At 69.6% G+C, this 24,052-nt stretch carries 25 protein-coding genes; 13 read left to right on the forward strand and 12 right to left on the reverse strand.

Annotated elements, in window-relative coordinates:
* Window positions 1-872: 872 nt before the first annotated feature.
* The 5 genes from ACZ303_RS02950 to ACZ303_RS02970 all read right to left on the reverse strand — a co-directional run bounded on the left by ACZ303_RS02950 (window position 873) and on the right by ACZ303_RS02970 (window position 8,515).
* The gene (locus ACZ303_RS02950; RefSeq protein WP_467334610.1) at window positions 873-1,829 is read right to left on the reverse strand and encodes a Yip1 family protein; all 957 of its coding nucleotides are present in this window, start codon (window positions 1,827-1,829) and stop codon (window positions 873-875) included.
* A 135-nt stretch (window positions 1,830-1,964) separates the two neighbouring features.
* The gene (locus ACZ303_RS02955) at window positions 1,965-2,507 is read right to left on the reverse strand and encodes a MarR family winged helix-turn-helix transcriptional regulator (RefSeq protein WP_467334407.1); all 543 of its coding nucleotides are present in this window, start codon (window positions 2,505-2,507) and stop codon (window positions 1,965-1,967) included.
* A gap of 86 nt (window positions 2,508-2,593) precedes the next feature.
* Complete coding sequence (locus ACZ303_RS02960; RefSeq protein ID WP_467334409.1) at window positions 2,594-3,151, reverse strand: Uma2 family endonuclease; 558 nt, start codon at window positions 3,149-3,151, stop codon at window positions 2,594-2,596.
* Between the two features lie 123 nt (window positions 3,152-3,274).
* Window positions 3,275-5,539 carry a (Fe-S)-binding protein gene (locus tag ACZ303_RS02965; RefSeq protein ID WP_467334411.1) on the reverse strand — a complete coding sequence of 755 codons (2,265 nt, stop codon included), beginning with the start codon at window positions 5,537-5,539 and terminating at the stop codon, window positions 3,275-3,277.
* 129 nt (window positions 5,540-5,668) lie between these two features.
* On the reverse strand, window positions 5,669-8,515 hold the full coding sequence (locus ACZ303_RS02970; protein ID WP_467334413.1) for an NACHT domain-containing protein: 2,847 nt from the start codon (window positions 8,513-8,515) through the stop codon (window positions 5,669-5,671).
* A 232-nt stretch (window positions 8,516-8,747) separates the two neighbouring features.
* On the opposite strand from ACZ303_RS02970, the gene dnaK reads away from it, so the two are divergent.
* The 4 genes from dnaK to ACZ303_RS02990 are packed head-to-tail and all read left to right on the forward strand — an operon-like array spanning window position 8,748 to window position 12,953.
* Window positions 8,748-10,616, forward strand: coding sequence for a molecular chaperone DnaK (dnaK, locus tag ACZ303_RS02975; RefSeq protein WP_467334415.1), 1,869 nt, complete (start codon window positions 8,748-8,750; stop codon window positions 10,614-10,616).
* Complete coding sequence (gene grpE, locus ACZ303_RS02980; protein ID WP_467334417.1) at window positions 10,613-11,266, forward strand: nucleotide exchange factor GrpE; 654 nt, start codon at window positions 10,613-10,615, stop codon at window positions 11,264-11,266. The genes dnaK and grpE overlap by 4 nt, the downstream gene beginning before the upstream one ends.
* 42 nt (window positions 11,267-11,308) lie before the next feature.
* On the forward strand, window positions 11,309-12,487 hold the full coding sequence (gene dnaJ, locus ACZ303_RS02985; protein ID WP_467334419.1) for a molecular chaperone DnaJ: 1,179 nt from the start codon (window positions 11,309-11,311) through the stop codon (window positions 12,485-12,487).
* A 1-nt stretch (window position 12,488) separates the two neighbouring features.
* A complete protein-coding gene (locus ACZ303_RS02990) occupies window positions 12,489-12,953 on the forward strand; it encodes a heat shock protein transcriptional repressor HspR (protein WP_467334421.1) in 465 nt (154 codons plus the stop codon).
* Between the two features lie 97 nt (window positions 12,954-13,050).
* On the opposite strand, the gene ACZ303_RS02995 is transcribed toward ACZ303_RS02990, so the two are convergent.
* On the reverse strand, window positions 13,051-14,163 hold the full coding sequence (locus ACZ303_RS02995) for a helix-turn-helix domain-containing protein (protein WP_467334423.1): 1,113 nt from the start codon (window positions 14,161-14,163) through the stop codon (window positions 13,051-13,053).
* A gap of 217 nt (window positions 14,164-14,380) precedes the next feature.
* Here ACZ303_RS02995 and ACZ303_RS03000 point away from each other — a divergent pair, with 217 nt between their 5' ends.
* Both ACZ303_RS03000 and ACZ303_RS03005 read left to right on the forward strand, forming a co-directional pair.
* Window positions 14,381-14,992, forward strand: a complete 612-nt coding sequence (locus ACZ303_RS03000; RefSeq protein WP_467334425.1) for a Tat pathway signal protein — start codon at window positions 14,381-14,383, stop codon at window positions 14,990-14,992.
* Between the two features lie 353 nt (window positions 14,993-15,345).
* The gene (locus ACZ303_RS03005) at window positions 15,346-16,113 is read left to right on the forward strand and encodes a hypothetical protein (RefSeq protein WP_467334427.1); all 768 of its coding nucleotides are present in this window, start codon (window positions 15,346-15,348) and stop codon (window positions 16,111-16,113) included.
* A 2-nt stretch (window positions 16,114-16,115) separates the two neighbouring features.
* Here ACZ303_RS03005 and ACZ303_RS03010 read toward each other — a convergent pair whose 3' ends face one another.
* The gene (locus tag ACZ303_RS03010) at window positions 16,116-16,574 is read right to left on the reverse strand and encodes an ATP-binding protein (RefSeq protein ID WP_467334429.1); all 459 of its coding nucleotides are present in this window, start codon (window positions 16,572-16,574) and stop codon (window positions 16,116-16,118) included.
* 225 nt (window positions 16,575-16,799) lie between these two features.
* Between ACZ303_RS03010 and ACZ303_RS03015 the strand changes: the two genes are divergently transcribed.
* The 6 genes from ACZ303_RS03015 (at window position 16,800) to ACZ303_RS03040 (ending at window position 19,855) form a co-directional block, all read left to right on the forward strand.
* On the forward strand, window positions 16,800-17,651 hold the full coding sequence (locus ACZ303_RS03015; protein WP_467334430.1) for a helix-turn-helix domain-containing protein: 852 nt from the start codon (window positions 16,800-16,802) through the stop codon (window positions 17,649-17,651).
* 10 nt (window positions 17,652-17,661) lie between these two features.
* Window positions 17,662-17,853: a DUF397 domain-containing protein gene (locus ACZ303_RS03020; protein WP_467334612.1), complete on the forward strand. Its 192-nt coding sequence runs from the start codon at window positions 17,662-17,664 to the stop codon at window positions 17,851-17,853.
* Window positions 17,850-17,981 (forward strand): DUF397 domain-containing protein, encoded by a 132-nt coding sequence (locus ACZ303_RS03025; protein WP_467334431.1) that lies wholly within the window; start codon window positions 17,850-17,852, stop codon window positions 17,979-17,981. The genes ACZ303_RS03020 and ACZ303_RS03025 overlap by 4 nt, the downstream gene beginning before the upstream one ends.
* A gap of 140 nt (window positions 17,982-18,121) precedes the next feature.
* Window positions 18,122-18,376 (forward strand): hypothetical protein, encoded by a 255-nt coding sequence (locus ACZ303_RS03030; RefSeq protein ID WP_467334432.1) that lies wholly within the window; start codon window positions 18,122-18,124, stop codon window positions 18,374-18,376.
* A gap of 390 nt (window positions 18,377-18,766) precedes the next feature.
* Window positions 18,767-19,252, forward strand: a complete 486-nt coding sequence (locus ACZ303_RS03035; protein WP_467334434.1) for a hypothetical protein — start codon at window positions 18,767-18,769, stop codon at window positions 19,250-19,252.
* A gap of 99 nt (window positions 19,253-19,351) precedes the next feature.
* Window positions 19,352-19,855, forward strand: coding sequence for a hypothetical protein (locus ACZ303_RS03040; RefSeq protein ID WP_467334436.1), 504 nt, complete (start codon window positions 19,352-19,354; stop codon window positions 19,853-19,855).
* Between the two features lie 33 nt (window positions 19,856-19,888).
* Here ACZ303_RS03040 and ACZ303_RS03045 read toward each other — a convergent pair whose 3' ends face one another.
* The 4 genes from ACZ303_RS03045 to ACZ303_RS03060 form a co-directional block, all read right to left on the reverse strand.
* Window positions 19,889-21,118, reverse strand: coding sequence for a serine hydrolase domain-containing protein (locus ACZ303_RS03045; protein WP_467334437.1), 1,230 nt, complete (start codon window positions 21,116-21,118; stop codon window positions 19,889-19,891).
* A gap of 251 nt (window positions 21,119-21,369) precedes the next feature.
* The gene (locus ACZ303_RS03050) at window positions 21,370-21,864 is read right to left on the reverse strand and encodes a peptidylprolyl isomerase (RefSeq protein ID WP_467334439.1); all 495 of its coding nucleotides are present in this window, start codon (window positions 21,862-21,864) and stop codon (window positions 21,370-21,372) included.
* Between the two features lie 53 nt (window positions 21,865-21,917).
* Complete coding sequence (locus tag ACZ303_RS03055; protein WP_467334441.1) at window positions 21,918-22,331, reverse strand: hypothetical protein; 414 nt, start codon at window positions 22,329-22,331, stop codon at window positions 21,918-21,920.
* A 69-nt stretch (window positions 22,332-22,400) separates the two neighbouring features.
* Window positions 22,401-22,862: a MarR family winged helix-turn-helix transcriptional regulator gene (locus ACZ303_RS03060; RefSeq protein ID WP_467334443.1), complete on the reverse strand. Its 462-nt coding sequence runs from the start codon at window positions 22,860-22,862 to the stop codon at window positions 22,401-22,403.
* A gap of 106 nt (window positions 22,863-22,968) precedes the next feature.
* Between ACZ303_RS03060 and ACZ303_RS03065 the strand changes: the two genes are divergently transcribed.
* Window positions 22,969-23,484 carry a VOC family protein gene (locus tag ACZ303_RS03065; protein WP_467334445.1) on the forward strand — a complete coding sequence of 172 codons (516 nt, stop codon included), beginning with the start codon at window positions 22,969-22,971 and terminating at the stop codon, window positions 23,482-23,484.
* A 64-nt stretch (window positions 23,485-23,548) separates the two neighbouring features.
* On the opposite strand, the gene ACZ303_RS03070 is transcribed toward ACZ303_RS03065, so the two are convergent.
* On the reverse strand, window positions 23,549-24,049 hold the full coding sequence (locus ACZ303_RS03070; RefSeq protein WP_467334447.1) for a hypothetical protein: 501 nt from the start codon (window positions 24,047-24,049) through the stop codon (window positions 23,549-23,551).
* Between the last annotated feature and the right edge of the window lie 3 nt (window positions 24,050-24,052).

Below are 24,052 nucleotides of genomic sequence, written 5' to 3' on the forward strand. Positions count from 1 at the left end.
TCCCGCCCTTCGCCGTTCGTGAGTGTTCTTTACGCCAAGGCGGTGGCGGCGCTGCTGGCGGCGGGCGCCGACCCCGACACCGTCGACGGGCACGGCACTCCGGCACTGTGCCTGGCCGTGGACGCCTTCGATCTTCCCGTCATCGCGGAACTGAGGATGGCGGACCGGCCGGTCCGGCTGAACCGCTCCGCCGCAGACGGCCGGACGCCTCTGCTGCGAGCGATCGACCGTGGCGCCTGTGAGATCACGTCCGAGCTCATCAGCGGCGGAGCTGATCTGTGGCGCACCGACGCCGAGGGGCGCAAGGCCCTGGAGCTGGCGCGGCACTGGCATCTCATGGGTACGGAGGCCGAGCTGCGCCGCAGGAGCGGTGCCTCGGGGCCGGTCGTCCGCAGGGCGGTCCTGGACGGGTGGGGGAACGTCTGTGAAGAACTGTCACTCGGTGGCCTGACGGTCCGCAACGGGCACACCGCGATCCTCACCGAGCTCGAGCCCATGTACGGGATCACGCCGAGCTTCCAGGAGTTGATGGGCCGCGCCCTGGCCGAGCAGGACGTCGAGCAGCCGGTGTGGACGGCGACGACGCTCACGCTCCAGGCGCGCCACGCCCCCGCCGTCTGGGCGGAGGCCGCCGCCCTGCGGCAGCGATCGAGCTGTTCGTGCGCGATGACCCACGCGGCGACGAGACCCTGCGCGACCTCGGTCCCGTCGATGAGGACTCGCCCTGCAACACGGCTTTCCACGCCGTCCGGTATCACCATCGGATGCTGCCCCCGCCGATTGAACCGCTCGCCCTCGCCGACCCGACCGGGTGCATGCGAGAGGGCCCCCGCGGCGTTCAGCGCGGCGGGGGCCCTCTCGCATGTCCCTCGCTACAGCGTGCCGAGCTTGATGATCGACAGCAGCGCGATCAGCTGGATCGCGGAGGCCGCCAGCGCCTTCGGCCACGGCAGGTCGTGCGACTTGCTCACCATCGACGTGAACAGCGCGCCCGCCACCAGCCAGGTCGCCCAGCCCAGCACCTGGACGAACGTGCTGTCGCCGCCCAGGAACATCGCGAACAGCAGCCGGGGCGCGTCCGTGATCGACATGATCAGCATGGAGAGGCCGACCGTCGGCTGCCAGAGGCCGTCGCCGCCGAGCTGGCGGGCCAGCGTGTGGGTTACCGCGCCGAGGATCAGGCCGGAGATCACCACGACGACACCGGTGATCAGCACCGACGGCAGGCTGTTGGAGAGCGAGGCGTTCAGCACGTCCTCGCGGGCCTTGTCGAAGCCGAAGACGGCGAGCAGGCCGTAGACGAAGGTGACGACCAGGGCCGGTACCCAGACCGCGTGGTCGCGCATCTGCCAGAAGGTGGCGGACGGGCGCATCACGATGCCCGTCAGCAGCTCCTTCCACGGCAGGCGCGGGCCGGCGGGCGGGGCGTAGGAGTCGGGGCCGCCGGCGTACGGGTCCTGGTGGCCGTACGCGTCCGGGGCCTCGCCGAGGCTGAACTGCTGGGTGCGGCCGGGGTCGCCGGCCGGCGGCTGCCCGTAGTACGGGTCCTGGGGGGCGTGGCCGTTGCCCGGCGGCGGGTAACCCTGCTGGGGGTAGCCCTGCTGACCGTAGCCCTGCCGGTTGCCGCCGTCGCCGCCGAAGTACTCCGGCTCGTCGTACGCCGACGGCTGCTGCCACTGCCGGCCGCCGTCCTGCCCGCCCTGACCACCGCTCTGACCGCCGTACGGAGCGTGCCCCTGCGGAGCCTGTCCGTACGGAGCCTGGTACTGCCCCGGGCGCTGTCCTTGCCGCGCGGGACCGGGGTCGTGAGAGTCCCGTCCGCGTCCCATCCTGAATCCAGCCACGGTTCGAACGTACCCGCTCCCGGAGAGTGCCGAGCCGGGCCCGGGGAAACGGGCCCGGCTTTGCGGCCGAGCTGTGACATCCCTTAGGGGAAAGGTCAGGGGCGGGTGCGCCGCCCGTGGTCAGCGGAGCGTCGTCTTCCCGGTGGGGCGGTCGTGGCCCGTCACCCCGCCGACGTTGCTGATCATGCGCTGGAGGACGGAGAGGGTGGCCGCGTACTCCTCGTCGGTGATGCCCTGGTGGATCTCCGAGCGCAGCCGGCCGACGAGGTCCTTGGTCCGGTGCTTGGCCTCCCGGCCGGCGTCGGTGAGGTGGAGGCGGCCCTCGGCGTCGGCGGTGAGCCAGCCCCGGGCGACGAGGCTGTCGGCGGCCTGCCCCATCAACTCGGGCCCGAGGTCCAGGAACGGCCGCAGGCGGCCGCAGACCTCCTCGCGGGTGAGGCCGTCCTCGGCGCCGTCGACGTGGTTGAGCGTCCACCACTGCGGCTGCGTGATGTCCGTACGGGCCATCGCGCTCTGGATGTGCCGGATGACGGCCTTGTTGGCGACCCAGCTCCAGTAACCGATGGGCTGGGAGGCGAGGGCCGCGCGGTCCGTGCTGCCGGTGAGGTCGGTGAACGCGGGGGCGGGAGTGGTGCCGGGGAGCTCGCGAGGTGTCGTCGTCATGTGGACGACGCTATGACCTCAACCATTGTTGAGGTCAAGGGGTGACGGGGTGGCGGGGCTGGATCCGTCAGCGAGGTGAGGGTGTGTCAGGAGCGGTAGAGGGAGAACTCCGAGCTGTCGACGGTCCACGGGCCGACGGAGACCTTGTCGCCGAACGCGTAGTTGTGGCGGGCGCGGTAGCAGCGTTGCCCGTCGCTGTCGACGCCCTGAGGGTCGGACATGACCGACAGTGTCCCCTTGCGAGGATCGACCAGCAGATACAGCGGAATCCCCATGACGGGGTAGTCGTGCATCTTCTGGGCGTAGTCGTTGACGTGGTTGGACGGGGACACGACTTCGGCGACGAGAGCCACGTCCCGAGGGTGGAAACGGCCTGGAGTGTCCATCGCGGCTTCCGGCATGACGATCAGGTCAGGCGCGCGCAGGATGCCGAGCGACGGGTCTTCCACCTCTCCGCCGGTGTGAGCCACGAGGCCGCCCGTGACCTGGCGGTCGAGCTGGCGGCGCAGCCGCATGGCAACGAGCTCGTGCGTGCCCGACGGGCTCATCGTCATGGTGATCGTTCCACCGGAGATCTCGACCTTGTTCGCCTCGGGCAGCTCGGCGAGATCCTCGGCGATAGCGCGCATACGGGCGTAGTCCATGACCTGGCTCCTGAGGAAGGCGGGCTGTGAGCGCGTACGACGTCATGGTCCCACGCCGCTATGACAACGGCCGGTCCCCGCGATTCCTCGCGGGGACCGGCCGTCACGGCGTGCTCGTACCGGCTACTTCACCGGCTCGGGCTCCGGGGCGACCGCGCCCTCGCCGTCCTCCTCCGGCTGGGCCGGGGTCCGGACCGAGTCGAGGAGCAGCTGGGCCACGTCCACGACCTGGATGGACTCCTTGGCCTTGCCGTCGTTCTTCTTGCCGTTGACCGAGTCGGTCAGCATGACGAGGCAGAAGGGGCAGGCGGTGGAGACGATGTCCGGGTTGAGGGACAGGGCCTCGTCGACGCGCTCGTTGTTGATGCGCTTGCCGATCCGCTCCTCCATCCACATGCGCGCGCCGCCCGCGCCACAGCAGAAGCCGCGCTCCTTGTGGCGGTGCATCTCCTCGTTGCGCAGCCCCGGCACCTTCGCGATGATCTCGCGCGGCGGCGTGTAGACCTTGTTGTGCCGGCCCAGGTAGCAGGGGTCGTGGTAGGTGATCAGACCCTCGACCGGGGTGACCGGGACCAGCTTGCCCTCGTCGATGAGGTGCTGGAGCAGCTGCGTGTGGTGGATGACCTCGTACTCGCCGCCGAGCTGCGGGTACTCGTTGGCGATGGTGTTGAAGCAGTGCGGGCAGGTCGCGACGATCTTCTTCTTCGCCTTCTCGACCTTGACGCCCTCCTCGGCATCCTCGCCGAACGCCATGTTCAGCATCTCGACGTTCTGCTGGCCGAGCTGCTGGAAGAGGAACTCGTTGCCCAGACGGCGGGCCGAGTCACCGGTGCAGTTCTCCTCGCCGCCCATGATCGCGAACTTCACGCCCGCGATGTGCAGCAGCTCGGCGAACGCCTTCGTCGTCTTCTTGGCGCGGTCCTCCAGGGCGCCGGCGCAGCCGACCCAGTAGAGGTAGTCGACCTCGGTGAGGTCCTCGATGTCCTTGCCGACGACCGGGACCTCGAAGTCGACCTCCTTGGTCCACGCCAGACGCTGCTTCTTGGCGAGGCCCCAGGGGTTGCCCTTCTTCTCCAGGTTCTTGAGCATCGTGCCCGCCTCGGACGGGAAGGAGCTCTCGATCATCACCTGGTAGCGGCGCATGTCGACGATGTGGTCGACGTGCTCGATGTCGACCGGGCACTGCTCGACGCACGCGCCGCACGTGGTGCAGGACCACAGCACGTCGGGGTCGATGACGCCGTTCTCCTCCAGGGTGCCGATCAGCGGGCGCTCGGCCTCGGCGATCGCCGCCGCCGGAACGTCCTTGAGCTGCTCCTCGGTGGCCTTCTCCTCGCCCTCGGCGTTCTTGCCGCCGCCCGCGAGCAGGTAGGGCGCCTTGGCGTGCGCGTGGTCGCGCAGCGCCATGATCAGCAGCTTCGGCGACAGCGGCTTGCCGGTGTTCCAGGCGGGGCACTGCGACTGGCAGCGGCCGCACTCGGTGCAGGTGGAGAAGTCGAGCAGGCCCTTCCAGGAGAAGTGCTCGATCTGGGAGACACCGAACTGGTCGTCCTCGCCCGGGTCCTCGAAGTCGATCGGCTTGCCCTCGCTGACCATCGGCGGGAGCGCGCCGAGGGCGACGTCGCCGCTCGCCTCGCGCTTGAACCAGATGTTCGGGAAGGCGAGGAAGCGGTGCCAGGCGACGCCCATGTCCGTCTTCAGCGCGACCGTGATCATCCAGATGAAGGACGTCGCGATCTTCAGGCCCGCGAAGAAGTACGTGAGGTTCTGGAGCGTTGCGACGTCCATCCCCTCCAGCCACGAGACGACCGGGTACGAGACGAAGAACGAGGCCTCGTAGCCGTCCACGTGGTGCTGGGCGCCTTCGAGCGCGTGCAGCATGAAGATGCAGACGCCGACGATGAGGATGACGGCCTCGACGAAGTACGCCTGGCCGGTGTTGGAGCCGGCGAAGCGGGACTTGCGGCCCGGGTCGCCCGGCCGGTTCAGCTGCCGGATGACGATCAGGGTCAGGATGCCGAGCGCGGTCATCGTGCCGAGGAACTCGACGAAGACGTTGTACGGGGCCCATTCGCCGATGATCGGCAGGAGCCAGTCGGCCTTGAAGAGCTGACCGATGGCGTTGACGATCGTCAGCAGCAGCGAGAAGAAGCCCACCGCCACGAACCAGTGCGCGACGCCGACGATGCCCCAGCGGTTCATCCGCGTGTGGCCGAGGAACTCCTTGGCCACGGTGACGGTGCGCCGCGCGGGGTCATCGGTGCGGCTACCGGCGGGCACGGGCTGGCCGAGCCGCATGAAGCGGTAGATCTGCACGATGGCGCGGCCGAACAGCGCTACGCCGACCGCGATTAGGACCAGCGACACAATGATCGCGGCGAGTTGCATGGGAACGGCTCCTCGAACCTGCGAGAGCGGGATTACTGTCTAGTAACTTATCCAGTCCGTACGAGACTACTCACTCCCGCGCACGCGATATAGCCGCACCGCCGGTGATCTGTATCGCTCAGGCAAGCCTCACCGCTGCGCTCGGCTGTCGGTGTCTTGGCGGAGCTCCGGGAGGAGCAGGCGGCGGACGGGGTGGGTGCTGAGACGGATCTTCTCCTCCCTATGTTCCCTCCGCAGCCCCAGTACGAGGGCCCCCATCGTGAGTGTGGGAATGCCGACGGCCGTGAAGAGGCCCTGCGCCGGTGCCAGGAGGAAGGCCGCCACCAGGCCGTACACGATCGCGGCGGCGGGCAGCCCCAGGAAGACCGTTCGCACCAGCCATCGCCGTAGTGGGCTCGCGCTGTGGAGGTGGGCGCGCTCGGCTTCGTCGTCGGCGTGGGCCCAGACGTCGGCCTGGGCGGGGCCGCTCTGGGCGAGGCAGATCACGGCCCTGAGGCGGAGGCTCGGGGGAAGAGCCGCCAGGAAGGCCGCCCGCCGCTCGGAGATGCCTGCCGCACGGAGCAGCCGCATGCCCCGGTCGAGAAGCACTTCCTCTTCCTCTGTGCCTTCCTGGAGCGCGTTCCACAGGAACGAGCCGGCCTGACTCCGGAAGATGGGATATTCGCTCGATGCGTCGGGGTGGGCGTTGTTCGGTTGCGGGGGATACCTCATCAGCGATCCGGCCAGCTCCACGCTGATGCGCGGCATCGGATCAAGGTGGTCGGTCGGTCCGGCCGCTGCGGGGTACGCCACGACACTCAGGGCGGCCATGATTCTGGGGTCGAGGGAGGACGGCACCCAGGCGCCCTCCCTCTGGAGGCGTGGGCGCTGCTGGAGAACCCAGGCGACGCGCTCCGCGACCGCCGCCAGGTTCCCGTCGTCCCCATGGGCGAACGGCCGCCACACCCACCACAGCCGGCCGTTCGGCCCGGACCCCACGGGTGCGGTCCGCAACTCCTCCTCGATCTCCGGAACGCTGATCAGCTCGCCCAGATACGCGGCGTACAGGTGGAGCTCGTCGACGGGCCGCTCCGACCACAGCAGCTCGTTCAGGGCCAGCGCCGCCTTCGGTGTGCGGATCCTCCACAGCCCTGTGGACGCCTGTTGGTTCCCCTCCGCCGCCAGCCGCTTCAGGACGGGCACCGCGATGTCCCCCATCGAGGCCAGGGCCTCGTGCGCGGCGAACCCCGGCATCTCGGCGAGCGCCTCCGCCGCCCTCGGCAGATTGGTCGCGGCCAGTGCCCGGCAGGCCGCGAGAGCGCGTGACGAGAGTCCCGCCGCCCTCGCGGTCTCCCGCAGGAATGCGAACACCCGCGCCCCGTGGGGCCTCCGGTCCGCCGCCACCAGCCCGAAGGCCGCCGTCACCGCGGCGTTCGGCAACAGCCCCAGCAGCCCGCGAAAGTGACCGATGATCTCCTCGGCCAGCCCCTCATCCACCACCAGCGCATCCGCGAGGCACTGGAACGCCAGCAGCGCATCCTCCGCGTACACCGTCCGCACGACCTCCGTGCAGTCGCGCGCCTCCACCCCGCACCACAGCCGCACCGCCTCCCGCCAGGCCGCCGGGTCCGCGCGGTAGCGGCGCAGCAGTCCCTCCGGGTCGGCCGCCAGGGCACAGGCGGCCGCGTACTCCTGGAGTGTCAGGTGGGCGAACTGGTAGCGCTCGCCGTTGTCCACGGACAACAGCAGGCCGCTTCGGGTGACGATCTCCCGGAGGACGTCCTCGGCCAGGTCCTCCGGGCGCGCCTGGGCCCGCAGCACCGCCCGCACGGTCTCCAGGACGGCCGATTCGGGCCGGGCGAGGCGGTCGTGGCTGCCCGAGGGGACGTCCTGTGCGGCCAGTGCCAGCGCCAGCAGTACCGCCTTCTTCAAAGGGAGCGCGAACCTCGGGCGGCGTCGGCGGTCCATGAGCAGGTTGTCGACGACCTGCTTGTAGAAGTCGGCCCGGGTGTGCGGCAGCACCTGGTCCGTGCCCGCGTACACATAGCTGTAGAGGTAAGCGATCATCGTCAGCAGCAGCGGATTGCGGGCCAGCGGCATCAGCTGCGGGGTGTCCCGTAACGCCCCCAGCAACTGCTCCACGGTGTCGTCCGCCAGGCCCTCCGGCCAGGGCCAGCCGCCGAGGAAGCGGCGGATGAGGTGCTCGTCGAAGTCCTGCACGCGCAGCGTCTGGTGGAACTGGTCGGTGAACCCCCCGTCGTAGACGGCGGCGCGGCAGGTCACCACGATCCGGCACGCTCCGTACCGCTGCGCGAAGTCCTTGATCCGGTCCACGGCCCGGTCGCGGTGGTCGCTCGCCACCTCGTCCAGGCCGTCGAAGTACAGGGCCAGGTCGCCCCGTTCCAGGGCTCGGACCACCCACTTGTCCGCCCGGGGGAATTCATGCCGCCCGAAGTGGTCGGCGATGTGCTGCTCCAGGCTCCAGTCCGGGTTCTTGTTCAGCCGGTGGAGCTCCAGCAGGACCGGGACGTCCGTGAGGTCGGACAGATCCACGCGTGGCTTGCCACGCGCCCGCCGGGCCGGCCGGAGCCGCCCCTTCGCCCACATCAGGGCCTCGTGGCGCAGCAGCATCGTCTTTCCCGCGCCCGGTACACCCAGCACCACGCTGTGCCGTTCCCGCTGCAACGTTGCCGCGGCCTCCCCCGGAAGCCGCGAGGACGGGACCGCGCACCGCAGCGGCACGTACACCGACTCCATCGGCAGCCTCAGCGCGTCCTCGACCTGGAAGGAGACCGCGAATCGGCTGTGGCGGTCGTGCAGCTCGCGTATGTACTTGGCGAGCGCCGTCCGGCGCAGCAACGGGTTCCCGGCCAGCCGGTCGTAGAGGAAGTCGGCGGCCGCTTTGAGCCTCGCCTCCAACCAGCTCTTCGCCGTGGCGCCGACGACCGCCAGTACGGCCCCGCCCAGCCATGGAATCCAGTTCGGCAGCTCCGGCACGGCCTGCCCCCCTTCCGGACCTTCCCGGATCCCCCGATCCGAGGGCCGCAGGATAGAGGGGGCCGAGCGGCCGGGAACACTCCTCTGAACTGCAGAAACGCTCCTCCTCGCCGCCCGACTGCGCATAAGCCCCGCATAAGAGTTGAGTCGCCTCGACTCAGCTCCGTTGACAGCGGCGGATCCGTGTTGCACCCTTGAGCCTGTTCCACTCAAGTCAGCTGGAGGAATCGACATGGCACGTGCGGTCGGCATCGACCTGGGTACGACGAACTCCGTCGTCAGTGTTCTCGAAGGCGGTGAGCCCACCGTCATCACCAACGCCGAGGGCGCCAGGACCACGCCGTCCGTCGTCGCCTTCGCGAAGAACGGCGAGGTGCTCGTCGGCGAGGTCGCCAAGCGCCAGGCAGTCACCAACGTCGATCGGACGATCCGCTCGGTCAAGCGCCACATGGGCACTGACTGGAAGATCAACATCGATGGCAAGGACTTCAACCCGCAGCAGATGAGCGCCTTCATCCTGCAGAAGCTGAAGCGTGACGCCGAGGCCTACCTGGGTGAGAAGGTCGTCGACGCGGTCATCACCGTCCCGGCGTACTTCAACGACTCGGAGCGCCAGGCCACCAAGGAGGCCGGCGAGATCGCCGGTCTGAACGTCCTCCGTATCGTCAACGAGCCCACCGCGGCCGCCCTGGCCTACGGTCTCGACAAGGACGACCAGACCATCCTCGTCTTCGACCTCGGTGGCGGCACCTTCGACGTCTCGCTGCTGGAGATCGGCGACGGCGTCGTCGAGGTCAAGGCCACCAACGGTGACAACCACCTCGGTGGTGACGACTGGGACCAGCGCGTCGTCGACTACCTGGTCAAGCAGTTCCAGAACGGCCACGGCGTCGACCTGTCCAAGGACAAGATGGCCCTCCAGCGCCTCCGCGAGGCCGCTGAGAAGGCGAAGATCGAGCTGTCCTCGTCCACCGAGACCTCGATCAACCTGCCCTACATCACGGCGTCCGCCGAGGGCCCCCTGCACCTGGACGAGAAGCTCACCCGCGCGCAGTTCCAGCAGCTGACCGCGGACCTCCTCGACCGCTGCAAGACCCCGTTCCACAACGTCATCAAGGACGCGGGCATCCAGCTGTCCGAGATCGACCACGTCGTTCTCGTCGGTGGCTCGACCCGTATGCCGGCCGTCGCCGAGCTCGTCAAGGAGCTGACCGGCGGCAAGGAGGCCAACAAGGGCGTCAACCCGGACGAGGTCGTCGCCATCGGCGCCTCGCTCCAGGCCGGTGTCCTCAAGGGCGAGGTCAAGGACGTCCTGCTCCTCGACGTCACCCCGCTGTCCCTCGGTATCGAGACCAAGGGCGGCATCATGACCAAGCTGATCGAGCGCAACACCACGATCCCGACCAAGCGCTCCGAGATCTTCACGACGGCCGAGGACAACCAGCCGTCCGTGCAGATCCAGGTCTACCAGGGCGAGCGCGAGATCGCGGCGTACAACAAGAAGCTCGGCATGTTCGAGCTGACCGGTCTGCCGCCGGCCCCGCGTGGCGTCCCGCAGATCGAGGTCTCCTTCGACATCGACGCCAACGGCATCATGCACGTGACCGCGAAGGACCTCGGCACGGGCAAGGAGCAGAAGATGACCGTCACCGGCGGCTCCTCGCTCGCCAAGGACGAGGTCGACCGGATGCGCCAGGAGGCCGAGCAGTACGCGGAGGAGGACCACCGCCGCCGCGAGGCCGCCGAGACCCGTAACCAGGGCGAGCAGCTCGTCTACCAGACGGAGAAGTTCCTCAAGGACAACGAGGAGAAGGTCCCGGCCGACGTCAAGACCGAGGTCGAGACCGCCGTCACCGAGCTGAAGGAAAAGCTCAAGGGCGAGGACACGGCCGAGATCCGCACCGCGACCGAGAAGGTCGCCGCGGTCAGCCAGAAGCTCGGCCAGGCGATGTACGCCGACGCCCAGGCCGCCCAGGCCGCCCAGGGTGCCGCCGGCGCCGAGGGTGCCGCGGGTGACGGTGCCGGCCACGCCAAGGCCGAGGACGACGTCGTGGACGCCGAGATCGTCGACGACGAGAAGCCCAAGGGCGGTGCGGCGTGACCGAGGAGACCCCGGGCTTCGACGAGAACGAGAAGCCTGAAGTCCCCTCCGACGCCACCACCCCCGAAGACGCGGCGCAGGGTGCCGGGTCCGCCGACCAGGCGGGCCCGGCCCCGACCGGGGAAGAACTGGTCGAGGTAGGGCTCCAGGCACAGCTGGACCAGGCCCAGTCGGCGCTCAACGAGCGCACGGCGGACCTCCAGCGGCTCCAGGCCGAGTACCAGAACTACCGCCGCCGGGTGGAGCGGGACCGGGCCACGGTCAAGGAGATCGCCATCGCGAACCTCCTGTCCGAGCTCCTCCCCACGCTCGACGACATCGGCCGCGCCCGTGATCACGGCGAGCTCGTCGGCGGCTTCAAGTCCGTCGCCGAGTCGCTGGAGACGGTCGTCGCCAAGATGGGCCTGCAGCAGTTCGGCAAGGAGGGCGAGCCCTTCGACCCGCTGGTGCACGAGGCGCTGATGCACTCCTACGCGCCGGACGTCACCGAGACCACGTGCGTGCAGATTCTGCAGCCGGGGTATCGGATCGGCGAGCGGACGATCCGCCCCGCGCGGGTCGCCGTGGCCGAGCCCCAGCCGGGCGCCCAGAAGGGCGACGGCGAGGGCGACGAGCCGACCGAGGAGAGCGGTGGCCCGGAGCAGGGCTGACGCGATGAACGACCGTAGGGACCGGAAGGAGGGACGCCGGGGATGAGCACGAAGGACTTCGTGGAGAAGGACTACTACAAGGTCCTCGGCGTGCCCAAGGACGCCACCGAGGCCGAGATCAAGAAGGCGTACCGGAAGCTCGCCCGCGAGTTCCACCCGGACGCCAACAAGGGCGACGCCTCGGCCGAGGAGCGCTTCAAGGAGATCTCCGAGGCCAATGACGTCCTGGCCGACCCCAAGCGGCGCAAGGAGTACGACGAGGCCCGCGCCCTGTTCGGGAGCGGTGGCTTCCGACCCGGGCCGGGCGGCGCCGGTCCCGGCGGTTCGTTCAACTTCGACCTGGGCGACCTCTTCGGAGGCGCCCAGGGCGGAGGCGGCGCGGGCGGTGGCTTCGGCGGCGGTCTCGGCGACGTCTTCGGCGGTCTGTTCAACCGGGGCGCCGGCACCCGCACCCAGCCGCGCCGCGGCCAGGACATCGAGTCCGAGGTGTCGCTCAACTTCATCGAGGCGGTCGACGGGGCCACGGTCCCGCTGCGGATGTCCTCCTCGGCGGCCTGTAAGGCGTGCTCCGGCACGGGCGACAAAAACGGTACGCCTCGGGTCTGCCCGACCTGTGTCGGCACCGGCCAGGTCTCGCACGGCTCGGGCGGCGGCTTCTCGCTGACCGACCCCTGCCCCGACTGCAAGGGCCGCGGGCTCATCCCCGAGAACCCCTGCGACACGTGCAAGGGCAGCGGCCGTGCCACGTCCTCCCGCACCATGCAGGTCCGCATCCCGCCGGGCGTCACCGACGGTCAGCGGATCCGCCTGCGCGGCAAGGGAGCGCCGGGCGAGCGCGGCGGCCCCAGCGGTGATCTGTACGTCGTCGTGCACGTCGGCGCCCACCCGGTCTTCGGCCGCAAGGGCGACAACCTCACCGTCACCGTGCCCGTCTCGTACGCCGAGGCGGCGCTGGGCGCCGAGGTGAAGGTCCCGACCCTCGGCGGCCCGCCGGTCACCCTCAAACTGCCCGCGGGCACGCCCAACGGCCGTACGATGCGCGCCCGGGGCAAGGGCGCCGTGCGCAAGGACGGCACCCGCGGCGACCTCCTGGTCACCGTCGAGGTGGCCGTACCCAAGGAGCTCGACGACAAGGCACGGGAGGCCCTGGAGGCCTACCGCGCCGCGACGGCGGGCGAGGATCCGAGGGCCGAGCTGTTCAAGGCCGCGAAGGGAGCATGAGATGGACGGCCGACGACGAGGCTTTGGGCAGGCACAGCCGTTCGAGCTGACCGACGAGTCGCCGGTCTACGTCATCTCCGTCGCCGCCCAGCTGTCGGGCCTGCACCCGCAGACCCTGCGGCAGTACGACCGCCTCGGCCTGGTCTCCCCCGACCGCACGGCCGGCCGCGGCCGCCGCTATTCGGCGCGCGACATCGAACTGCTCCGCCAGGTCCAGCAACTCAGCCAGACCGAGGGCATCAACCTCGCCGGCATCAAGCGCATCATCGAGCTGGAGAACCAGGTGGCCGCGCTCAAGGCGCGCGTCGCCGAACTCCAGGGCGCGGTCGAGGGCGCGGCCACGGCCATGCAACAGCGCGAGGCCGCGGTCCACGCCTCGTACCGCCGCGATCTGGTTCCGTACCAGGACGTGCAGCAGACCAGCGCGCTGGTGGTGTGGCGCCCTCGGCGCGATACCGAGCGCTGACGCCGCCGGTCGCTGAGCTCGTGGAAGGGGCCCGGAGAGTTCGCTCTCCGGGCCCCTTCGCGTCGCACGGTCTGCTCCCGGGCGGGGTGGACGCCGGTTACGGCCGGGATGCCGGGGCGGGCAGCAGGTCCGGCTGCCAGATGACGCGGTTCGGGTAGACGTGCGCCGTGGGAGTGAGCTTGTACGAGCCGTCGGTGGCGTCCGCCGCGAGCACCCAGCCGACACCCTGGTAGGCGAAAGGCTCGTTCGCCCGGGCGAGGGCGCACCAGCCGGCTTCGGTGATGAGGGTCCGGCCGGCCGGGATGGTCAGCAGCCGGGTGTCCGGTGCCGCCGGGCAGGTGTGGAAGGCGCTTTCGCGGGCGTACTGCAGGCGAGCCTTGACCGGCGCCGGCCGACGACCAGGGTTCACGATCTTCAGGGCGAAGGAGACCCGGTCGGCCTCCACCCGTGCGCAGACCCTCCAGACCACGTCACCCGGTCCCGGGAACGGGGCGCTGCACCGGCTGTCCTCACCCAGGGTCCCCTTCTCCAGTCCGGGCCGCTCGACGGAGGCCGCCGCGCCGGACGACGGCTGCGTGGCGGGTGCCGTGGAGGCAGGGACGGCGGACGCGGCCTCGGGTTCACCGACGTGCCGGCCGACGGCGGTGATGCCGCCGATGAGGAGAGCGGCAGCGGCGACGGCTCCGAGGACCTTGCCGGGCGTCAGGTGGCGGCGGATCGCGGCGGTGGGACGGATCGTGGTCGGCTGGGGCGCGTCGTCCGCCGGCAGCGCGTCGTCCGCCGGGGACGCGGCGGTGGTCGGGACGTCCGACGGTGGGGTGCTGCCGCTGGGGGTCGCGGTGCTTCCGGAGGTCGCGGCGGCCAGGAAGTGGGCTCGTGCGGTGGCCCGCCAGCCCTTCGGATACCTGCGCTCCAGAAGCGCCTGCGCCCGGTCGACCCGTTCACCGAGGTGCACCACCCGCTCGGCCGCGTCCCCTCGCAGCCCCAAGGCCCACACCACGTCCCGGGAGAGTCCCGCGCCGGGGAGGGACGCACCCCCGGACGCGACGATCTTTCGGCCGCTCAGCCACTTGGAGACCTGGGACTGGTCGGTCTTCCTCCGCTCGTTCAGCTTCCGCGCGAGCTGCTGTTGCTGCGTACCCAGCCTCAGGCGGGCGGCGTTGACCTCCTCGGCCCACGCGTCCAGCGCGTCCCCGAACTCGTCGATCAAGCTCTCATCCGAGCTTCCCACCCCGCGAGGCCCTCTCTCTTCTTGCACATCGACGCCTGAATCCGCAGCTCACGGCGGTGCAAGTGGCACTCCCACATGCACTGCTCCGCGATCCGTGGTCCCGCTCGAGTCGGTCGGCCACGTTTGGTCCCGACGGCAGCCGAACGTATCGGCACCGCCGGACCGACCACCACCGGAACGAGAGGAATCCACACCCGTGACCCGAGAGAAGACCACCCGTCAGCGCACGGCGCTGCCCGTCCTGGCCACCGCCCTGCTGGCCGCCGCTCTGCCCGTCGCACTGCCCGCACAGGCGGAAGCCGCCCCGCGCGGCAGGGCCTGTCTCTTCCTGGACAAGGAAGGGGCCCCCTTCGGGGGCGCGACCTACGGACACGTGGCCTGGGCGGTCCGCGACCCGAGGAACGCCGACCACTGGATCTGGGGCGCCACCGAGAACCTCCAAGGAGACAGCTACACCTCCCCCGACAGCCCCAACGGCAGCTGGATCGAGGGCGGTACGTGGAAGGAGATGCGCGGCGACAGGAAGGGCAAGCACCCCATCGACCTCGCCCGTTACGACGCGTACCGGTGCGTCAACACCGCCGGCGGTGACCTCAAGGCCGCGCAGCGCACCTTCGACAAGATGAAGAACAACGGCTACGCCCTGTTCACGAACAACTGCCTCACCAAGGCGATCGCGATCGTCCGCAAGTACAGCCCGGCGCTGACCGCCCGGCACCTGCCGGACGGCTACTCCAAGGCGCCCAACCACTACTTCTACGCCTCGTTGAACAGCGCCCGCGGCTGGGAGAGGGCCAGTTCGTACTGAGCCCCCTTTCCTCTTCACCGAGCCGACCACCATCCCAGGAAGGACTGATCGACATGTGCCAGCGCTGCAAGGGCAACGGGAAGTGCACCACCTGCGGGCTCCGGATTCCGCGGGGCATGGAGCGGCCGCAAGTGCGACAGCTGCAAGGGCAGTGGTGACTGCAAGGCGTGCAGCGGCCGGGGCTGAGCGCCCCGGCCTGTCGGCCGGGGCGGGCCGGGGCCAGATGGCCCCGGCCCTTCCGGCCCCCGAGATCCACCGACTCCCCCCGTCCCGAGAGGGCCAGGGGCCAGAATCCCCATGTACTCCCGCCTGTCCCATCCATCCCGCCTATCCGTCACTCCTGGAGACCACCGGTGACAGTCCTCGCCGAGAGCGCGAACCCCCTGCCCGACCCGTGGCAACTGTGGGACGTGATCCGAGACCTTCTGACCTCCTGGTTGGGAGTGGGCAGCATCATCGCCTCGTTCCTGACCACGCTGATCACGCTCTGGCTGTGGTTCCAGAGCGCGCGTGCCACGTACCGGGGTGCTCGCCTGACCGGCCAGACGATCCTGTCGGCCGCCCGGTTCGGCATCCAGCATCTGCGCCGGATCCCCGTCCACCGAACCGTCTTCGCGGTCTGCGCGACGCTGGCAGGCTTCGCCCTCCAGGCGGTGTGGCTCGGTGCGACGTACGTGTTCATCAGCATCGTCGCCGAGAACTGGCGGGAGACCTTCAGCGACCGGTACGCGGCCGACGTCCATGAAATCCTCCAGTGGAACGGCGGCAACGGCTACTACACCCTGGCTTGCGCCTCGCTTCTCGTCGGCGCGTATGTCCTTGCCGGGACCCGTCGCGGTGACGGCGTACCGTTCCTCGGCCTCGTACCGGCTGTCCTGCCTACGCTCGCCGGGGTGATCGCGGGATTGTTCGCCGCCGTATTCACGGCCTTCTACGCCCTGGCCTGGGTGTTCACCTTCGGGAACGTGGATCCCGACTGGTCGGGCATCGGGAGTTTCTGGCTCCTTACGCTGGCCTTGCTCGTCTACGTCGCCTTGGGTTTCGCGGCGCTGGGCGCGTCGGCGCTGACCGCGTCCGTATGGAAGAGGGCGCCGGAGTCCCGGACGGCGCCCGCGGTCTGAGCCTACGTCCAGCAGACTGGCACTTTTCGACTGATTTCGCACCATACGGCTTTGGACTCTCCAGCTGCCAGCCCGCGCGGGAGGGAGAAGTAGTGCCAGCGGTCGGAGAGCGCCTGGAGGAGGTTGAGCCCACGGCCGTTGTCGCTGTACGGGTGGGTGTCCCTCGGCGCGGGCGGGTTGGGACTGCTGTCCCACACGGTCATCCGCAGCACCTCCCATTCCGACCAACGCACGCGGAGTTCGGCACTGCCGGTGGTGTGGACGAGGGCGTTGGTGAGCATCTCCCCGGCCAGCAGCTCGGCCCGCCCGGCGAGTTCGGGCAGTTCATGCGCGGTCAGCGCGGTACGGAGGGTGGTACGGGCGACACGGACGGCCCGGGGGTCATGGGGGACACGCAGGCAGTATTCGAACGGTTCGACGGCGGGAGCGGGAAGATGCACGGGGGCTGGTAGGGGCAGCACGATGCCTCCTGCGGTGGGGTGTTGGGTGCGGCCCCGGTGTCAGTGTCGTCATGTGGGCATGACGGTGCGCTTCCGTGGCCGGATACGCCCGCTCTGTGAGCGGCGCAGCACTCAACGTAGGTGTCTACGTAGCACCCAAGCAAGCAACTCGGGGAAGTTAGCCCCATAGAGGGAGGCGTGGCATGGTGGCGACGCAACACGCTCATGAGCAGGGAGAGTTGACCCATGCCGCCCAGGAGTAACCCCACCGCCCGACAAGTGCGTCTAGGTGCTGAGCTGCGCAAGATGCGGGAGCGGGCCGGGATCACCGCCCGCGAGGCCGCGCGACGGCTCGGTATCAGCCCCATGCAGATGAGCCACGTCGAAGTCGCGCGCATCGGCATCAGCGCCGAGCGCCTGCGCGTGCTGGCCGGTCTTTACGGCTGTGCAGACGATGCCTTGGTGAACGCCCTGGTCGCGATGACGGGCCGGCAGGAGCGGGGATGGTGGGAGTCGTACAAGGACTCACTGGCCACTCCCTCCTTGGATCTCGCAGCCCTGGAGTGGAACGCGTGCAGGCTTGAGGCGCTTCAGGTCGTGCATATTCCCGGATTGCTGCAAACCGAGGACTATGCGCGAGCGCTCTTCACGTACTTTCCGAGGGAAACCCGGGCGGATCGCATGGATGTCGACATTGAATTCCGTGAGGGTCGCAAGGAGGTCCTGCGCCGTGACAACCCGCCCGCCTTCACAGCGATCATCCATGAGGCCGCGCTCCGGATGATCGTTGGCGGACGTAAAGTGGCGCGGGACCAATTGAGTGCCATCCTGGCGTGTTCCGAGCGCCCCGGTATCACTGTCCGCGCCGTCCCGTTCGCGGTCGAGGGGTTCGCGGGTATGGGGTACTCGATGCTCTACCTGGCGGGCGCGGTCCCGCAGCTGGACACGGTCCAAATTGATCACGTTCATGGCAGTGTTTTTCTTGATGGGGAAGATCAACTTGCCTACTATCGGGCGCTCATGCGGATGGTAGAGCGATCCGCTCTGTCTGCTGAGGCGACAAGAGACTTCATCGGGCGTATTGCTAAGGAGGTTTGAGAGGGTGGATATGCACCAGCTTGACTGGCAGAAGTCATCGTTCTCCGGGTCAGGTCCGGATAACAGCTGTGTGGAGCTCGCCGGCCTGGACGGAGCGATGAGTATTCGCGAAAGCGATGAACCCGGCACGGCCATAACCACCAGTCGGGTTCGACTCGCCATCCTCATGCGGGTCCTCAAGGGCGGAGGCCTGCACAGATGAACGTCTGGCAGAAGTCGTCGTTCTCCGGTGCAGGGCCGGGCAACAGCTGTGTGGAACTCTCCGCGACCGGCGACCGCGCCGTCAAGGCGAACCACTTGGGCCTCGCCCAACCTCCCACCACCCCGTAACAGGCCCGCCGCCCGGCGGGACCGCCGTGGAGCGCCACCCGTTTCGCTCCTGTCCGCCGCCACGTCACCGGGGACCCCGCGTAGCGGCTGGGCACGCATCAAGGGAAGGTTTTCATCCGCTCCTTCTCCCGGGAGTTCCCATGAAATGGACCCACCGCATCCTGACCACCGCCGTGCTCGGCGCGCTGCTGGGCCTGGGTGGTGCGTGGTCGACCGGTTCCACGCAAGCGGAGGCCGCGGACATCGGCGGGGCCGCGGCCTCCGCGGCGCAAGGCGCGGCTCAGGCGGTCTCGTCCATCGGCCAGGGCGCGAGCGACCTGGTGTCGAAGGCCGGCCAAGGCGCGGCCCAGGCGGCGTCGGGCCTCGCGCAGGCCGCAGGCAAGGTCACGGGCTGACCGCGTGAGCGAGCCCGCGTGCTTCCTGGGGATGCACGCGGGCCCCGTCATGCCGCGCGGTGCGGGCCGTACGGGAGTCGAGGAAGGCGTGCCACGCGCGCAAAGACGCGAAAATCCCCGCCGACGTTATCTCTTAAACCGTCAAACCGCCGTGGCTTTCCTCACTTTGCCCCGATTGGAGGCGTTCGGGAGGGCGAGATAAGATCATTTCGTCCGCCCGGCCATGACCAAGCCCTGGCGGCCGGGGATGAATACCAGGGGGAAGAAGACCGCGGCGGGAGCCGTTAAGTTTGGACGCCTACCGGCGTGCCCGCATGCCCTCTTCCCCCTGTTCTGCAAGGGGAAAGTGTAGTGAATCGCGCTTACATCCGTATAGCTGCGGCTTCCGCCGTGACCGCCGTCGCGCTCGGTGTCGCCGCCCCGATGGCGAGCGCCGTCGAGGCGCATAGGGCCGCCGCCACCGAGGCGCAGGAAATCGAGACGCTGGAGCCGACCGCGGATGACGTCCGCGACCTCGTTTCACGCATGCGCGCGCACGGCGCCGACGCGCGGGAGATCGCGGAGTTCGAGCAGTACGCCGAAATGCTCGACAACCCCCACAAGCGCACGAAGCGCGCGCTGGGAATGGGGACGATCGTCCGCAAGTTGATCGTCGCGGGGCTGCGGCACGGCGGGTCCTGGGCCGGGAAGATCGTCGGCAAGGTCAGCAAGAAGAGCGGGAAGTTCATCGCGCGGAACGGCAACAAGATTGCCGACGCGATCGAGGACGTGGAGGGTTGGAGCGAGACGGCGCTGGCCATCGCGATGGTGAAGGCCGGAGTGCCCACCGATGTCGCGCACGACATCGCTCGCGCCATCATGATGATCGCCGTCTGACAGCGGTAAGCGGAAAAGCGATCGCGGACGGCGCACGGTTCTTCCGGCGGAGCGCCGGTGGCCGTCCGCATCGCCCGTCGGCCCAGGAAGGAGTTCGGGGTGGACGACAAACGACGCGGAACCGATGACGATGAAGCAGCTCCCACCTGGGCGTCGATGACCGCGCGCGAGCGTGTGCTCGCGGCGTTCGGGATGACCGGGCTGGGGCTCGGTGTGGCGGCGGTCGTCGTGCTGTTCCTGTTGCTCGGCGTGCTCGTCATCGCCGTGGTCTGCGGCGGTCTGATCGAGGCGGACGGTCCGGGAGCGTTCGTGTGGGCCGCTGTGCTGTGCGTGCCGTGCGGGATGCTCGCATCGCTGTTCGTCTGTCCGCTGCGGTTGCTGACGCGGATGTCGGGCGTCGCGGGGCGGGGGAAGCGGGCGGCGGAGGCGGGGATCTCGGGTGCGGGAACGTTTGTGGCCGCACTGTTCGTGCAGAGCTTCACACCCGGGCTGAGCGTCGAGCGGCCGTGGATCCCGGCACTGCTGGCCATGATGCTGGTGGCGGGCGCCAACGTGGGCATCGCGCGGGCGGAGGAGCGCAAGGCCCGGCGGTCCGCGGGCTGAGGCGGGCGGCTCGTACGGGTGGGAAGCGACCCGTCAGCCGGTCTTCGGCTGGATCGCTTCGTGGGGGCCGTACACGTGCTCGGGGCTCACGATGCGGGTGATGGCCTCGCCGAAGAGCGTGCTGGGTTCCTGGCCGGCGTGCAGGACGTCGGTGTTGAGGAGGACCACCAGGGTCGCCCGGGCCTCCGGCAGGTAGATCGTCAGCGACTCGTACCCGGGCAGCGAGCCGTTGTGGCCGATCCATCCCTCGATGTCGAAGATGCCCAGCCCGTACGCGAGACCGGGTATGCCCGTCGGGAGGGTCTTCAGGCGCTCGGCCTGGGTCGAGGGTGTCAGCAGCGTGCCGGCGGCGAGGGTGCGGGCCCAACTGCGCAGGTCGTGGAGGTCGGAGATCATCGCGCCTGCGGCCCAGGCCCAGGACGGGTTCCAGTCGGTCGCGTCCTCGATCTTGCCGGAGGCCGTCTGCTCGGTGTAGCCGTGCGGGTGCGGTTCGGGGAATTCCGCGCCGGTGGGGAAGAGCGTGTGACGCAGTCCGGCGGGCTCCAGCACCTTCTGCCGGATGACCTCCTGGAGCGGCCGGCCGGTGACCTTCTCCACCACCAGTCCGAGCAGGATCAGGTTGGTGTTGGAGTAGTCGAACTTCTCGCCCGGCGCGAACTGCACGGGGTGTTTGAAGGCGTAGTCGAGCAGCTCCTGCGGCGTGCGGGGCCGCTCGGGGTCGGCGAAAAGCGCCTTGGCGAAGTCCTGGTCCTCGCTGTAGTTGAAGAGACCGCTGCGCATGCCCGCCAGTTGACGCAGGGTGATGCGGTCACCGTTCGGGACGCCCGTGACGTACGTACCGATGGGGTCGTCCAGGCCGACCTTGCCCTGGTCGACCAGTTCGAGGAGCGCGGTGACCGTGAACGTCTTGGTCTCGCTGCCGATGCGGATGTTGCCGCCGACCTCCATGGGCGCCCGCGTGGCCTTGTCCGCGACGCCGAAGGCCCTGACGTAGCTCCCCTTGCCGGGGGCCCACAGGCCCACGATCACGCCCGGCACCTGTGCCTCGCGCTGGACCTGCTGTACGGCCGCGTCGAGTTGCGCCGCGACGGCCGGAGTGAGCCGGGCGAAGTCCGTGTCGCCGTGCGGGGAGGGAGCGGTTCGTACCGGCGGTGCGGGGTCGGGGGCTCCGTACGCGGAGCCGACGAGGGTCGGGGTGAGGAGCAGACCCGTGGCGGTGGCCGCCACACAGGTCCGGCGAAGCCGTAGGCGTGTGCACTTCACGGCACTGCCTCCTGTCCTGGCCGGGTGTCCCGAGGAGGAGGGTCGAGGCAACAGGAACAGCGTAGGCATACAGCCGTCACCGCGCGCGGTGAGCCGTCCGGGGGGCATTCGCGTGCCCAGCGCATGAGCGAAGACCGTGGTGGTGACAGGTCGGCGGCCCGGACGGGCGGGCGTGAAGCCCGGCCCGTCCGGCGCGCGGGAATTCACCGGGCCGGGGCGGGAAAGGCCCCGCGCCCACCCGGAAGGGGGACTCAGCCCTCGACGACGCCCGACTTCGCGATCTTGACGGCGGCGCGCGGGGTGCCGGACTGGGAGCCCAGGGACTCGATCTTCGTGACCAGCTCCTGGCCCTCGACGACCTCGCCGAAGACGACGTGCTTGCCGTCCAGCCACGACGTGACGACCGTGGTGATGAAGAACTGCGAGCCGTTCGTGTTCTTGCCGGCGTTCGCCATGGAGAGCAGGAACGGGCGGTCGTGCTTCAGCTTGAAGTTCTCGTCCGCGAACTTCTCGCCGTAGATGCTCTTGCCGCCCGTGCCGTCGCCACGGGTGAAGTCGCCACCCTGGAGCATGAAGTCCGGGATGACGCGGTGGAAGCCGGAGCCCTCGTAGCCGAAGCCGTGCTGGCCGGTGGCGAGCTCGCGGAAGTTCTGGGCCGTCTTGGGGACCACGTCGTCGTACAGCTTGAAGACGATGCGGCCGGCGTTGTCGCCGTCAATGGTGATGTCGAAAAAGACGTTGCTCATGGGGCCCATCCTGACATTCCGGTGGGGCAGGTCGCTCCTCGGCCACGCGGTGGCTACCTGAGGCGGAGGCGGACCTCCAGTTCGTGCTCGCCCGGGACGGTCCCGCGGTCCTCGACGTCGAAGGCGGCGGCGAGCTCCTGCCTGACCTTGCGCACGGGGTCGGCCGCGCCGAAGAGGTCGACGGAGACGGTGGCGGACAGCGGGATCGGCGTCACCTCCGTCGGCTCGTGGCGGGTGCGGGCATCGACGACCATGGACCACACCGTGGGGTGCTCGGCGCCCGCCCGGGACGCCTGCACCTCGCTGCGGGGCGGTTCGGCCACTTCCGGGAACGCGGTCTCCAGGGCGCGGAAGACCGCCCCCGCGTCCACGTGCCCGCAGTCCGTCAGGTGAACGCTGACGTGGTCCGCACTCTCGGGGCCGCTCATCGCCTCGTACTCCTCTGCCGTCGCACGTGTCTCATTCATGACCGTACGAGTACCCGCAGATCCCGGCACCAGTACGAGGGCCAACCGGGATGGGCGGCAAGGGTGGGGTCAGGCGGTGTCCGGGGGCTCGGGGGTGGCCTCGGCGGCGGTGTGGATGATGTCCAGGATCCGCAGCAGCTCGGTCCGGTCCTCGGGGGCCAGGGCCGAGAAGAGGCTGTTCATCACCGCGCGGCGGGGCCCTTCGGCCTCGCGGATGACCTCGCGGCCCCGGTCGGTGAGGACGACGAGGACGGCCCGGCGGTCGGTCGGGTCGGGCTCGCGGCGGACCAGGCCGTCGCGCTCCAGCGCGTCCACGGACTCGGTCATGCTGCGGGCGGCGATGCCCAGTTGGGCCGCGAGGACGCTGATGCGGGCGGACCCGGTCCGGCGAAGGATCGACAGCACTTTGCCCCGGGCCATGGTGAGCCCTTGCGCGCGCAGGCCCTCGTTGGCGCGCTTGCGCAGCAGCTTGGTGACGGTGAAGAACCGCTCGGCGACCTCGGACGCCGGGGGCGTGGCCGGATCTGTCACGCGTGCCTCTCTCCATATTGCGGAGGTACCTCTTTATCCTGTACCTCTTTATCTGGGTACCCCGCTGCGGGGACCGCACGCGTCACCCTAGATCCAGGAGAGATTGATGACGATCCGCCGGGTCAACCACGTCGTTCTGTCCGTCACCGACATCGAAGCCTCGACGCGCTTCTACCGGGACCTGCTGGGCCTGGAGGTGGTGGACCGCATCCCGCGCTCGAAGCCGGTGCCCATGATGGTCTTCCTCCGCTCCTCCGGGGCCTCGGCCAACCACCACGACCTGGGGCTGCTCGCGACCGCGTCGGCGGACGCGGGGAGCGCGGAGGGCGCTCCCGGGATGGTGCACGTCTCCTTCGAGGTCGGGACGCTCGATGAACTGGCCGCGCTCAAGGAGCGGCTGGAGGCGGTGGGCGCGGTGAAGGAGTGCTTCGACCAGGGGATGCACCTGTCGGTCTATGTCACGGACCCGGACGGTATCGAGATCGAACTGATCTGGCGGGTGCCGGAGGAGGCGTGGTCCTACGAGACCGAGCCGGTGCGCAAGCCGCTCGACCTCGACGGGGCGCGGAAGCGCTGGGGCGGGGCGCTGGCGACGGGCGCGGCGGCGGGTCTTCCCGCCTGACGGACGCTGATGGACGCCTGACGGGCGGCTGACGGGCGGCAGGGGCCCGGTCGGTGCGGCCCGGTCAGAAGAAGTCGAGCGCGTCGAGCGCCATCCCCACCACCGTGCGCCCGCCGGTGCCGAACGCGGCGGCCAGGGTGTAGCCGAGCGCGGCGTCGAGCGGCATGACCTTCGCCCCGCTCTGCCAGCGGGCGGCCTCCACTATCCCGTTGCCCTGCGACGTGAGGCTGCCCAGCCGCTGCCCGGCCAGCAGGAGGCGGCTGGCCATACCGTCGTGCGGGACCAGGCGGTACATACCGTCGCCGGTGATCACGTCGACCGCGTACGAGCGACGGGTCAGCCGGCCTCTGCCCGGGACGAGGGGGACGGGGACGCCGTCGATGGTCAGGGTGAGGGCGGCGGCGACGCGGGTGCCGATGGGGACGCCGGACTTGGGCTCGATGTCAGGGGCGCGGCGGAGGACGACCTGGGGGATCGCCGGACCCGTGACGGTGAGGAGCCCTTCGTCGGAGTCCAGCGAGATGCCGATCCGGCCGAAGACGGGGTCCTCGCTGACGGAGGTCATGGG

Source organism: Streptomyces sp. NPDC023527 (genome assembly GCF_055560115.1).